The organism is Nitrosomonas sp. (assembly GCF_019635155.1).
Lineage (GTDB): Bacteria > Pseudomonadota > Gammaproteobacteria > Burkholderiales > Nitrosomonadaceae > Nitrosomonas.
This window is the reverse complement of sequence record NZ_JAHBZY010000011.1, coordinates 61,190-74,332: the sequence shown is the minus strand read 5'-3', so window position 1 is coordinate 74,332 and position 13,143 is coordinate 61,190. Positions and strand designations below refer to the sequence as shown.

Sequence of the window (13,143 nt, the reverse complement as noted above, 5' to 3'; positions counted from 1 at the left end):
GAGATCGCACCGCTTACTCGAGTAAACTAAGTTACAATCCAGTTGTAAATCATCGCTTGGGTATGAATCACTGATCTCACCAAACAGCATGCGACAACTTTCCGAAGCTCTCCAAGAAGCCGTCCGCTACCAGCAATCCGGACAATTTTCCGAGGCGGAAGCAACTTGTCTCGAGATTTGTACGGCGATTCCGGACCAACCTGACACCTTGCACCTATTGGCCATCATTTACGCGCAAACGCAGCGTTATCAGGAAGCCAATGATTATTTCCGGAAGGCGATTGCCAAAGCGCCTGCACGGGCGGATTTTTTCGGCAACTACGCGAATGCCTTATTGGAACAGAATCAAATCGAAACGGCGATCGGTTATTGCGAGCAATCGCTGGCACTTAACGCCAACCAACCTGAAGTACTGAATATTCTGGGCAATGCTTATATGACCCGGAATCTCAATGAGAGAGCAGCCGAATGCTTCCGCCGGGCATTACAACTGCGACCGCAATACCCTCATGCGCTCAATAATCTTGGTAATGCGCTGCAAAAAATGAACAATGCCGCTGACGCCATTCCCTGTTATCAACGAGCACTCGAATTGCAGGATGACTATGCCGAAGCCAGCAATAATCTGGGGCAAGCGCTAAAAAGCCTGGGAAGGATTGATGAAGCCAGAACCTGTTTCCGCAAGGCGTTACAGTGGAGACCCAGCTTCAAGCAAGCTCGCCATAACTTAGCCGAAGTCGATTCCAACTGGCTGGAACCGTTAGAAGGCAAAAAGCTCCACCTTCGCCGTTTTGAGGCGCAAGACGCCGCGTATATCAGCCACTGTCATCAAAATGATGGCTTTATGGCACAGTACAATCAATATATTCCCCGCAACCAATCGGTCAATGCCCTAGCCGCAAAATTACAACAAACGCACGAACTGCATCCCTGTCAAACGAAATCCGCCGATTGGGTCATTTTTCGGAGCAATGACTGTCAACCGTTAGGCATCGCGAATCTCGTGGACATTAACTTCCCGCATCGCCGCGCTGAATTTCTGATAGGGTTACCCAATCCCGGCGATCACGCGCGTGGAATCGCACTCGAAGCCACCTTACTGATTCTTGATTTTGCGTTTAACCGGGTCAAATTGAATAAACTGACCACCAATGTTTATACAACTAACGCCTATTCCCAGGAAAACACATTGGCGCTGGGTTTTATCCAAGAAAGTTTCTTACGCGAACATTTATTCAATCCTATCGATGGAAAATTTCTGGACGTTTACGGCAATGGCATGACATCACGCGATTTCCGCACCAGCACCAGAATTGCCAAATTATCGCGCCGACTGCTCGGTCAGGATATAACTGCACTGTTGCCGGATGATCCCATTCGTTCACGTACCCCTGTTTGTTAATCACCTGTCATCTTCTCATTCCATCCGAAGGTCACTGCAGCGCATCACGACAGATTTCCAAATCGCAGCATCAACCCTTATCGCGGTGCATCATCCGCGACATCTGCTGCTTTCCAGCAACGATCATTTCAACTGAAAGCTGAAATTGCGCTTCATAGCTCCTTTATATAAAAATGTGATAAGCAAATGAAAAACTATTAGTTCCTAATATAAGGAAAGATGTGTAAATTTGCGGCCTTTATCACTATGACCACTGCTGTAATGACACAACTTTCACCTTCATATAAAAGCAATCAGCTCAATACACCGACCCGCAAGGTCGGAGACAAGAGCAAAAACAACATCGGTAACTCAACCGGTAAAACGGAAGGTTTACTTAGGAGCATACAGTGAAGTTTCTTTGGTCTTCTTTATTTATTGCGGCAGCCGGCTTATCGACCATCATCCCGGCGGCAGCGTCTTCGGATGAAAAGTCCATCATAGACTTTCAAAGCATACAGAAAAGTATTGTTCAGTTGGCGCAGCGACAAGCTTCCGAGTCTGGCAAACCAACGGATAAAGCCAAGGAGGGTGAAAAAAATTTACCGGCTATAGAACCGCAAGCACAAAAACCAGCGACGCCCCCGGCAGCAATGCAATCAATCAGCTATCACCGCCGATCCGATAGTTACGCCACTAATCCGGAGTCGGATCCGCCGCGTTATGTGCGCCGTCTAAGCGATATCGGAGTTGCGGCTTTCAAGGATATCACTTGGCTGGATATCGGTCTCGAGCATCGTACTCGCTACGAGTGGCGTAACAACGATCTCCGGCGCATCGAAGGCGGAGAAGACAATCCGATCTTTTTACGCAATCGTGCATGGATAGGAATAAAAGACATCCTGGATCCATTTCGTTTTGCAGTCGAATTCCAAGACTCCCGGGTGGTAAACAATAAGCACGCGATTACCGATCAAGAAAGAAACGAGTACGATCTTATTAATGCTTACGGTGAGTTATATTTCAAAAAGGCGCTCGGTGCCGATGATCGGGGCAATGATCGCCCGGTTCGGTTCCGGGTTGGTCGAATGGCTTATGAAGCGACCGACCGGCGTTTTATCGCGCGTAATGAATGGCGAAACACGACCAATTCGTTCGAAGGCTTTCGTCTGAATCTGGGCCGTGAAGCGAACGATTGGGAACTGGATTTATTTGGTATGCAACCAGTAAAGCGCCTGCAAACCAAATTCGACGAAGCTAATGATCATTTGTGGTTCTTCGGCGGGATCGGTACCTGGCGCAAATGGTCTGACATCGCCACCATCCAAACGTACTACATGGGACAAAAACAAACTGCTGATCCAAATGGATTTACCGCCACCAATCGTTTGGACCGGGAAATTCACATGCCAGGATTCCGCATTTATGGCAAGATCAGCAGCTTATTCGATTTCGATGTCAGCTATAACCACCAACTCGGCTATAACGGCCCTCGGCGGCAGGATGCTCATGGCTATACCATTGAAGTAGGTAAAACTTTTGATCACCCCTGGAAACCCCGAGTCGGTTTTTTCTACGGTTACGCCAGCGGCGACAAAGATCCCAACGACAACGTTGATAATCGCTTTGATCGCTTCTTCGGCTTTGCACGCCCTTGGTCCGCCGATCATTATGTAATTTATGAAAACCTGAAAGCACCGAAAATCCGGTTTGACATTCAGCCGACCCAGAAACTGGGATTTGAATTGGGTTATGGCGGCTATTGGTTAGCCAGCAGCACCGATCGTATGTTCGACATCCTCGACGGTAACATCAGCAATACCATCAAGGATCCCGGATTCAATCGTGACCGCACCGGCAGAAGCGGTGATTTTGGTGGTCATGCTTTTGAAGGACGTATCCGCTTTCAACCGATCCCTCGCATCAATACTATCTTAGGTTATACCCACTTTACCGCCGGAGAATTCGTAAAAAACCGTATTGCTGCAAGCCCGCACTGCGATGGCGGCCACGTTTATCCCTGCGTCGACCAGCGCTCCGGAAATACCGATTTCCTCTACTTTGAGGTACTTATCAGTTTTTTATAAACCACCCCAATCTTCTACTGGAGAAAATAGCATGAACATCAAACAATGGCTTGCAATCAGCATTCTAACTACCAGCCTGACCATCAGCGGGCAAGTGCTGGCGGAAAAAACCATCCTGAACGTCTCGTACGATACAACTCGCGAGCTCTACCAGGAATTCAACGCCGCTTTTGCTAAATTCTGGCAAAGCAAAAACAATGAAGCCGTCAAAGTTCAACAATCGCACGGCGGTTCCGGCAAGCAAGCGCGCTCCGTCATCGACGGTCTGGAAGCGGACGTCGTCACATTGGCACTGGCCAGCGATATCAATGCCATTGCCGAGAAAGCCAAGCTGCTCTCGGAAGATTGGCAGCAACGCCTGGCACGCAATAGCACACCGTACACATCGACCATTATCTTCCTGGTACGTAAAGGCAATCCGAAAGGCATTAAGGATTGGGAAGACCTGACACATTCCGAAATAACCGTCATCACACCGAATCCAAAAACCTCCGGCGGTGCACAATGGAATTATCTGACCGCCTGGGAATACGGCAAACGGCGCTTTGGCGGCGATGATCAAGCAAAAGAATTTGTTACCAGTCTTTACAAAAATGTACCGGTACTGGATTCCGGTGCGCGCGGTTCTACGGCAACCTTCGCCGAACGCGGCGTCGGCGATGTGCTGATCGCTTGGGAGAACGAAGCATTTTTAGCGCTGAAAGAATATGGTACGGAAAAATTTGAAATCGTGATTCCTTCATTAAGTATACTGACAGAGCCGTCGGTTGCAGTCGTCGACACCGTCGTTGACAAACACGGTACCCGCCAAATTGCTGAAGCCTATTTGCAGTATCTGTATTCCGATGAAGGACAGGAAATCGCCGCCAAGCATTTTTTTCGTCCGACTAATGAAAAAATCGCTGCAAAGTATGCTGATCAATTCCCTAAACTCGAGTTATTCCGCATTAATGACGCCTTTGGCGGCTGGAAAAACGCCTACAAGGCACACTTTATCGACGGCGGACATTTTGATCAAATTTATTTGCACTAACATGTGATCGATATTTACCGGCAACCTGATTGAATGAACCGGAATTTCCAATGATAACTGCATTGGGATTCACCCTATCGGATCTGTAAATTGACAGCTCAAAGGTGCTCAAGTATTCACTCCCTGTGGTTCGATTTGTTTCCAAGCCATTCTCAAAGTAATATCGAACATTGAGTGGACCGGTCGAAGATTGCGGTGATTTTTTCTCACGGTCTAACAGCTTTTCGTCGTTGGATTCTTACCCGAGAGAAAGAAAATGAATTTTCAACAACTGCGCATTATCAATGAAACCGTACGGCGGAATTACAACCTGACCGAAGTTGCAAATGCCCTGTTTACCTCGCAATCGGGTGTCAGTAAGCATATCAAGGATCTGGAAGACGAGCTGAATATCGAGCTGTTCATCCGCAAAGGCAAACGGCTGGTCGGCCTGACCGAACCCGGCAAAGAGCTCGTTACCATCGTCGAACGGATTTTATTCGACACTAAAAATATTAAACGCTTGGCGGAGCAATTCAGCAATCACGATCAAGGTCAATTGACGATTGCCACCACGCACACGCAAGCGCAATACATCCTGCCACCGGTCGTCACCGAATTTAAGAAAGTTTTCCCAAAAGTCCATTTAATTCTGAATGAATCGAAACCCAGTGACATTTTATCGATGCTGGTCGATGGCCGCGCGGATATCGGGATCGCGACCGAGGCATTGGAAAATGCCGTCGATCTGATTTCCTTTCCGTTCCATACCTGGCAGCACATTGTGATCGTTCCCGCCGGACATCCGTTGGAGCATGCCCGGCCGCTCACGCTCGAAGCCATTGCGGAATACCCGATCATTACCTATCATCATGGCCTCACGGGCCGGTCGCGCATTGACCAAACCTTTGCCAAAGCGGGTTTGATACCTGATATCGCCATGTCCGCGCTGGATGCGGATGTGATCAAAACTTACGTGAAGCTGGGCTTAGGAATCGGTATCATCGCTTCAGTAGCGTTTACCGGCGACCAGGATTCCACGCTGGTGAAACTGGACAGCGAATACTTGTTTGAAAAAAATACCACCTTCATTTCAGTCCGCCGCAATCATTATCTGCGCGGCTACGCCTACCGCTTTATCGAGCTATGCATCCCGACACTCAGCGAAGCGGAAATACGAACGAAAGTCAACCCTCTGATTGACTCGGAGTAAAACACACGATTGTTATCATTGATCATTCGGAAAATTTCGCAACCATGAATGCGCCATTGCATTATTTGATCGAGAATTGCTGTGCCGGTACGCCGCGCAGCTCGAGTGAAATTTGTTGCATTGAAAACAATCGTTGATAGACAATATCCGATTTTATTTACTTTGAAAGGAGATTCAAAATGGCCACTATCCAAGTATTCGATCCGGCCTCATGCTGTAGCTCTGGTGTTTGCGGCACCGATGTTGATCAAGCATTGACTGCTTTTTCCGCCGATGTCGATTGGCTCAAACAGCACGATGTCGCCATCGAGCGTTTCAATCTGGCACAGCAACCCACGGCTTTTGCGGATAATGCCATTGCGAAAGCTTTTCTGGAGCGTTCCGGTGCGGAAGCGTTGCCACTCATACTCATCGACAATGAAGTCGCCTTGGCCGGACGTTATCCGAGCCGCAGCGAACTGGCGCGTTGGACCGGAGTCCCGCTACAGGAAAAAGCGGAAGAATCCAGTTGCTGCGGTGGTTGCTGTTAACGAAAAACCGAGTCAATTTTATGGTGCGAACCAAGTTTCTCGATCAACCACCGCGTTTCCTGTTTTTTACTGGTAAAGGCGGTGTTGGAAAAACCTCGTTGGCTTGCGCTTCGGCCATCACATTAGCCGATGCCGGTCAACGGGTTTTACTGGTCAGTACCGATCCGGCTTCTAATGTCGGGCAAGTGTTTGGCATAACGATCGGCAATACCATTATCCCGATCAGCACAGTACCCGGATTATCCGCTTTGGAAATCGACCCGCAGGCAGCGGCGCAAGTTTACCGCGATCGCATTGTCAATCCGGTGCGTGGTGTACTGCCGGATACGGTGGTCAAAGGCATCGAAGAGCAATTGTCGGGAGCGTGTACCACCGAAATCGCCGCTTTTGACGAATTTACCGCTTTGTTGGTCGATTCATCGCTGACCGCGGATTACGATCATATTATTTTCGACACCGCGCCAACCGGACATACCATCCGGTTGCTGCAACTACCCGGTGCATGGAGTGATTTCCTTGAGGAAGGCAAAGGCGACGCGTCCTGTCTCGGTCCGCTTGCCGGTTTAGAGAAACAACGCGCGCAATACAAAGCAGCCGTGGACGCGCTCGCTGATCCGCAGCGCACCCGGCTGGTATTGGTCGCCCGCGCACAGCAAACCACATTGCGCGAAGTAGCACGCACACATGAAGAGCTCACAGCCACTGGTTTGACTAATCAATATCTCGTCATTAATGGCGTATTACCGCAATCGGAAGCAATGCAAGATGATTTGGCAGCCGCTATTTTCCAGTGTGAGCAGAAAACCTTGGCGGCTATCCCGGAAATTCTCAAACCTTTGCCGTGCGATCACATCGCGTTGAAACCGTTCAATCTGGTCGGATTGACCGCTTTACGGCAGTTGCTGCTGGATGAATTACCCACCGTTGGTGATAGCAATACGACGCATCAAGCCATGCCGCTCCCCGGTTTATCCGGTTTGATCGACGATATTGCCCAAGATGGCTGCGGCTTAATCATGCTGATGGGTAAAGGCGGTGTCGGCAAAACCACGCTGGCAGCGGCCATCGCAGCCGATCTGGCGCACCGAGGCTTATCCGTCCACCTCACCACTTCCGATCCGGCCGCACATTTGAGCGAAACACTAAGCGGCGAGATGGATAATCTCCTGGTCGACCGCATTGATCCGCAAGTGGAAACCGAACGTTACCGTCAGCGGATTCTGAAAACCAAAGGAGCGCATTTGGATGCAAAAGGCAGAGCATTGCTGGAAGAAGATTTGCGTTCGCCTTGCACCGAAGAAATCGCGGTATTTCAGGCATTCTCACGCATGATCCGCGAAGCGGGAAAGCAATTCGTGGTGATGGATACCGCACCGACCGGCCACACCTTGTTATTGCTCGATGCCACCGGCGCTTATCATCGCGAAATCGCCAAACAAATGGATAGTCATTCCATCGCGAACTACACCACGCCGATGATGCAACTGCAAAACCCCAAGCAAACCAAAATACTGTTGGTAACTTTGGCCGAAACCACGCCCGTGTTGGAGGCCGCAAGTCTGCAAAACGACCTGCGCCGCGCCGGTATCGAACCGTGGGCCTGGATCGTGAATAACAGCATCGCTGCCACGACCATTCAGTCACCGCTTTTGTGTCAACGCGCGAGTAACGAACTCGCTGATATCGAAGCGGTATCGGCCATTCACGCCAAGCGCTACGCCGTCGTGCCCTTACTCAAAGAAGAACCGGTCGGCATCGAAAAGTTATTAGCTTTGTGCGAGAGCAAACGACCTGCAATCATTCATTGATTGAGAGTTTTTGATAAAAACACAACGCATTGCCTAACCGCAGCAACCGCCGCTACTTTTACCCCGCGCTTGGATAAACGGACATGGCACCGTGCCATAGGAACAATAGACACAACAATCACCCGGCTTCGGCTTAAACACAGTATGACATTGCTCGCATTCATAGAACCATTGGCAGAAATCCGTAGGCATGATTTCCATCTTGACATGACCGCACACCGGACAAGTCAATGCAGACTCAGCAATAACAGCATTCATGAACAATCCCTTTCAATCACGGCGACGGATGTTTCTTTGAATACGCGATCCGGCAACCACCATAGATAAAACACCATTCCGAACAATTCTACCAGCGACTGAAACACAATGATTACCGCAGTCATTTCCCATCCGGCTGGCAATGCCAGCGCGAACGGCAACACGACAAAGGAATTGCGCGTACCGAAGTTGAGTGCCAGCGTACGCCCGGAATTCATCGGCAACCGCAGCATCCGGGTGAGCAAGCGCGCGATCAACGCCGCCGCGAGCAAAGATACGGACCACCAGCCAAGCTGTTCGCGCCAAACCGAACGCCCGAGTTTTGTTTCGATCCAGTATTCCGTAAATGCTGCAGCCAGCAACGGTACACCGATCAGAACAAGCGCAGTGGGCAGCATATCTTCGATTTGCAGCGCTACGTTGAAGTCCACAACTGGCAGCATCAGCCACAGATAAAAAGGCAACAGCAGCAACTGTGCCAGCAGATTCAACGGCGTGACCGCAATCGCCCGCGCCGTGTTGCCGCACCCAAGCTGCGTGAAGGTAATGAACCAGTCAGTACAAGGCGCCAGTAACACCAACAGCACGCCGAGGCGCAAAACCGGATCACCGGGCAACCATTGCAACATCAGCCAGATCGCCAATGGAATCAGCACGAAGTTGCCAATCAAACTGGCAAGCACGAAACGCCGGTCACGGAAAACGTCACGGACATGCAACAGCGGCACTTGCACGAAAGTGGCATAAAGCAGCACAAGTTAACACAGGCCACAGCAACATCTCCAGATACGGTCCGATGCCAGACCGAGCAGCACCCAACATCAGTCCGCCAATCATAGCGGCAAGATAAATCCAGACTTGCCGCCGTTCGAGCGTCAGACGCTCCATCAGTCGCACACTCGTAACAAACGGTTAAACCACAATTACTTGACTATCGTTCTTCGACATCAGGATTCCCCGGCGATACCGAACTCAATCGGTGTTTTGACGTAGAACACCTTCACGCCCTCCTGCTTCAGATACGCGAATATGCGTTCCGCCTGTTGTTCGTTGACAGCCATTGCCACTTCGACCGGCTGATCCGCCAGCTCGAAGAAATGCGCCGAGTGCAGTTTACGATCATGCCCGAATCCCTGAGTTGCAACCGTCAGCGTTGCACCGCCGATACCCAGTTTCATCGCTGATTGCAGCAGCCATTCCCCGAGTGGCTGATGATCGTGTTGGCGGTCTTGTTGCGTGAAGAAAGTCAGTTGATAGCCCTTCATGGCATCCTCCTTGGAATCAGGCGGTTTTAAACGCGGCCACAGTCGCCAACCCCAGCATCGTCATCAGTAAAGAACCGATCACATGCACGCCGATCGCACCAGCAGCCCACAGTATGCGCCCTTCCTGGACCAGTGCTGTAACTTCAGCGGAAAACGTGGAAAACGTAGTCAACCCACCCAAAAAACCGGTAATGACAAACAAGCGCCATTCAGGCGTTAAACCCGGGTGATGAGCAAAGACAGCGAGCGCAACGCCGATCAAGTAACCGCCGATCAGATTCGCCGCCAATGTACCGGGTGGAATGGCCGGAAACAACGCGTTAAGCGACATCCCCAGCAGCCAGCGCAGCACGGCACCGAGCGATGCACCCAAACAAATGGCTAAAAGGGAATTGAAAATAAACGGACTCCCGATCAATTGAATTTGCAGTCAAGAATATACCAAATAAAACAATGGAAATACCCGATAATTAAGTGCCGATAGCACCGACACAGCACCACGCAATCAGTGGGAAAATCTGAAGTTTGCGCTCACTTTGGATGGTCGTCGTGATGATGGTGTTGATGTTTCTGGGTTTGCGCCGGTTGTTCAGATACCGGAGTCGCACGAATTTGATAAGCATCATGGCAGGCAACGCACTTGGCCATCGCATCGCTCAACTGCCGCAGCGTAAGCTTGGGATCTTTCTTGGATTCCGCATCTGCGGCAATCTGATCGAAATCCTGATGCAAGGACATGCCAAGCTGCATGAATTCTTTGGGCAACACGCCTTTGAGGTGATTCTCAGCTTTATGCGCCATACCCAGCCCCAAAGGACGGGCATACTTGGAAACCGATACCATGTCATCGGTTGCAAGCGCTGCCAGTATGTTTCGCGTACCCGACAATAATGCCCGCATTTCTTCCAGCACGTGACCGCGCTGCGCCTCGGAAAGCGATAGAATTTTCCGGTTGTCATTATCGGCTGCGATCGCCGACATAGAAATCAGCAAACAGGTAATAATCATTCGAGTTTTTCGCACTTGAAACTCCTTGATAGTAAAAATCAAGACCCGACTTTACCAGCCTAATACGTTTCACCGCAACCGCGCAGAATTCTTATCGAGCAGTTGCAATAGCCATCATGAAAGAGAAGCAATGTGCCCGTTCAAAGGGGAGCGACTCCAGCTCCAAATTACAACCAAGCAACTGAGAAACCCTTCAAACTTATCGACTTATCAACAGATGCGGAGTATTCTGTCCGCTGTTTCCCTTTGGTCATTTTTCCACTGTAATGAAGGAAACACTCTAAAAGGTATCATCAATTAATCAGTAAATTTATGCTACATAAGCTAGCACAATTTAGCTTGATTGCTTTCCTGTCAATTCTATCAGGAAGCATTATCCACCTCGCAACCGATGTTGACCGCGACTATGGTTTAAACAAGCTGTTCGAGATTCGCGGTGTTCGCGTTCCACCTGAAGATGTCGTGATAGTGGCAATGGATGAAGCATCTGAGTTCTTTTTTTCTGAGACTCACTCAAACATAACTCAAGAACAGCTAATTGACTGGCGTCCATTTCATGCAAAGCTGATAAACGAGCTGCAAAAACAATCGGCCAAACTAATCATCTTTGATCTGCAGTTCATTCAATCTTTCCCGGAGCAAGATCAGATAATGGCAGCGGCGATGCAGCATGCAGGCAATGTATTACTGAGTGAATGTATCCAGAAAATTACGTTATCTAATGACAAAAATATCTTTGCTGGAAGAGACGACTGCTCGAATAGGTATAGAGTACCTTTCATCAACAAGGAGGGTGAGACTGATCAAGTTGATGCACTGATGATTGGCTTGCGTAAGATCGCTCCCACTCATGTTATTGCCGATGCCGCATTGGATCGCGCGCCCTTTTATCTCCCTGATTATGTTCAGCATTCCAGCATCCAAGAAGCCTGGCTGTTTTTTGATGCGCTTGCTGAGAATCCAAGCCTGCCACTGGTAGCCTGGATAAATCACCTTCGTAAAAATGGATTATTGCTGAATATTATTCCCCAAAACCAAGCTGCTTCCGCCTGGCTTGCTGAACAAAGAGCAAGCTGCAAATCGAATCCCCATCAGTTTGCTTTGCGTGAAACTATGAATTCAAGCCTAAAAATCAAACTAGAGCAGCTAATATGTGATAGCGATACGCGGTATCTAAACTATTATGGACCTCCCAAAAGCTTCAGAACTTTATCGTATAAAACAGTTTACAATGGCCAAGCGGATGATCTACAAGGGAAGATTATATTTATCGGAAAATTAAATAGGCTCTTTGCACAAGGAAAAGTTGATTTTTTTCCCACACCTTTTACTAATGATCAAACGGGAAGAATGTCAGGTGTGGAGATTTTAGCAACGCAATTTTCCAATTTGTTAGATGATCGATTTATCGCCTCCCCCTTCCCTCCGATCCTGATTATTGTCTGCTTTGGTTTTGTCACCAGCTTACAGCTCGTAATATTTCGAAGATCAATCGGATTATCATCCAGCTTTGTTACATTTTGCATCTATGCAGGATTCAGTATTTATCTATTCAACAACGGAATTTGGTTGCCAATCGTAATTCCTTTTTGGCAGTTATTGACTAGTTACGTGATTTACTTCTTTTTGCAGATAAGTGGCTTATTGAAAGAAAGAAAATTTATCTATAATTTTATTAAAAAAATCTTCCCTCAGTGGGCTGACTCGATACCGCAGTTACCTCAGCTCTGGAATACCCAGGAAGAAAGGATTGAACGACAAAATGTGCAAAGCATATGCCTTGCTACCGATATACAAGGTTATACCAAAACAGCACAACGACTTGAAAAAAGTGGAGAACTAAGACAACTCCTGAAATCCTACTACCAAATGCTAGGGCAGCCGATTGCTGGAAATAAAGGTTATATCGCAAACATCCAAGGCGATGCCATGATGGCTATCTGGATCGACCAACCACCAGCCACGCAACGATATGCGGCGTGCATTGCTGCACTAGAAATACAAAAAGAAGTAAATAAATTCAATGAAACATCGTCTATTAGCGCTCTTCCCACTCGCATCGGCATAAACGCAGGCAGCATCAATCTAATGTGCATCAAATCTGCCGGATCCCTGTTTTATAATCCTTTTGGTGATACCCTCAACACCGCTTCTCGAATCGAAGGCGTTAACAAATATCTCAAAACACGTATCCTAGCATCAGGCCTTATCGTTACGGACTTGAGCAATATTATGTCCAGATCAGTAGGGAGGTTTCATCTAGTTGGCAAGGATGAACCGATAGAGCTTTTTGAAATTATTGGAATAGGCAAGCTGTTGACTCATCCCAACTACCCGCTCTATAAAAATTTTTCTGAAGGCTTACAGCTATTTCAGAAGGGTCAATGGAAAAATGCAATCATTATTTTTCAAAGTATTTTAGATCAATATGGAAATGATGGGCCGACCGAATTTTATTTGGCCAATGCACAGCGACATCAACAAAATGAACCAGCTAATTGGAATGGTGCACTCGTTTTAGAAGGTAAATAATGATCGAATAGTTTTTTAAAAACACCTATGAAGCAATCACATGGAGAAA

General features: G+C 48.4%; 13 protein-coding genes. 7 read left to right on the top strand and 6 right to left on the bottom strand.

Annotation, left to right across the window (positions count from 1 at the left end; genetic code table 11):
• Positions 1-88 precede the first annotated feature (88 nt).
• The 6 genes from KF839_RS09205 (at position 89) to arsA (ending at position 8,031) form a co-directional block, all read left to right on the top strand.
• Positions 89-1,402 carry a GNAT family N-acetyltransferase gene (locus KF839_RS09205; RefSeq protein ID WP_292917542.1) on the top strand — a complete coding sequence of 438 codons (1,314 nt, stop codon included), beginning with the start codon at positions 89-91 and terminating at the stop codon, positions 1,400-1,402.
• 389 nt (positions 1,403-1,791) lie between these two features.
• Entirely contained in the window at positions 1,792-3,468 is a 1,677-nt protein-coding gene (locus KF839_RS09200) for an alginate export family protein (RefSeq protein ID WP_292917541.1), read from the top strand.
• Between the two features lie 31 nt (positions 3,469-3,499).
• Positions 3,500-4,501, top strand: a complete 1,002-nt coding sequence (locus KF839_RS09195) for a sulfate ABC transporter substrate-binding protein (RefSeq protein ID WP_292917540.1) — start codon at positions 3,500-3,502, stop codon at positions 4,499-4,501.
• A gap of 256 nt (positions 4,502-4,757) precedes the next feature.
• Positions 4,758-5,693 carry a CysB family HTH-type transcriptional regulator gene (locus KF839_RS09190; protein WP_292917539.1) on the top strand — a complete coding sequence of 312 codons (936 nt, stop codon included), beginning with the start codon at positions 4,758-4,760 and terminating at the stop codon, positions 5,691-5,693.
• A gap of 179 nt (positions 5,694-5,872) precedes the next feature.
• Positions 5,873-6,223 (top strand): arsenite efflux transporter metallochaperone ArsD, encoded by a 351-nt coding sequence (gene arsD, locus KF839_RS09185; RefSeq protein WP_292917538.1) that lies wholly within the window; start codon positions 5,873-5,875, stop codon positions 6,221-6,223.
• 20 nt (positions 6,224-6,243) lie between these two features.
• Positions 6,244-8,031: an arsenical pump-driving ATPase gene (gene arsA / locus KF839_RS09180; RefSeq protein WP_292917537.1), complete on the top strand. Its 1,788-nt coding sequence runs from the start codon at positions 6,244-6,246 to the stop codon at positions 8,029-8,031.
• Between the two features lie 33 nt (positions 8,032-8,064).
• Here arsA and KF839_RS09175 read toward each other — a convergent pair whose 3' ends face one another.
• From KF839_RS09175 to KF839_RS09150, 6 genes are all read right to left on the bottom strand, one after another.
• Entirely contained in the window at positions 8,065-8,289 is a 225-nt protein-coding gene (locus tag KF839_RS09175) for a GDCCVxC domain-containing (seleno)protein (protein WP_292917536.1), read from the bottom strand.
• Positions 8,286-9,017 (bottom strand): arsenic resistance protein, encoded by a 732-nt coding sequence (locus tag KF839_RS09170; RefSeq protein ID WP_292917535.1) that lies wholly within the window; start codon positions 9,015-9,017, stop codon positions 8,286-8,288. The genes KF839_RS09175 and KF839_RS09170 overlap by 4 nt, the downstream gene beginning before the upstream one ends.
• Positions 8,995-9,177, bottom strand: coding sequence for a hypothetical protein (locus KF839_RS09165; RefSeq protein ID WP_292917534.1), 183 nt, complete (start codon positions 9,175-9,177; stop codon positions 8,995-8,997). Before KF839_RS09165 ends, KF839_RS09170 begins: the two co-directional genes overlap by 23 nt.
• Before the next feature lie 59 nt (positions 9,178-9,236).
• Positions 9,237-9,554 (bottom strand): DUF190 domain-containing protein, encoded by a 318-nt coding sequence (locus tag KF839_RS09160; RefSeq protein ID WP_292917533.1) that lies wholly within the window; start codon positions 9,552-9,554, stop codon positions 9,237-9,239.
• Positions 9,555-9,570: 16 nt separating this feature from the next.
• Positions 9,571-9,972: a fluoride efflux transporter CrcB gene (gene crcB / locus KF839_RS09155; protein WP_416362360.1), complete on the bottom strand. Its 402-nt coding sequence runs from the start codon at positions 9,970-9,972 to the stop codon at positions 9,571-9,573.
• Positions 9,973-10,085: 113 nt separating this feature from the next.
• On the bottom strand, positions 10,086-10,577 hold the full coding sequence (locus KF839_RS09150) for a hypothetical protein (protein ID WP_292917532.1): 492 nt from the start codon (positions 10,575-10,577) through the stop codon (positions 10,086-10,088).
• 297 nt (positions 10,578-10,874) lie between these two features.
• On the opposite strand from KF839_RS09150, the gene KF839_RS09145 reads away from it, so the two are divergent.
• The gene (locus KF839_RS09145) at positions 10,875-13,094 is read left to right on the top strand and encodes a CHASE2 domain-containing protein (protein ID WP_292917531.1); all 2,220 of its coding nucleotides are present in this window, start codon (positions 10,875-10,877) and stop codon (positions 13,092-13,094) included.
• Positions 13,095-13,143 lie beyond the last annotated feature (49 nt).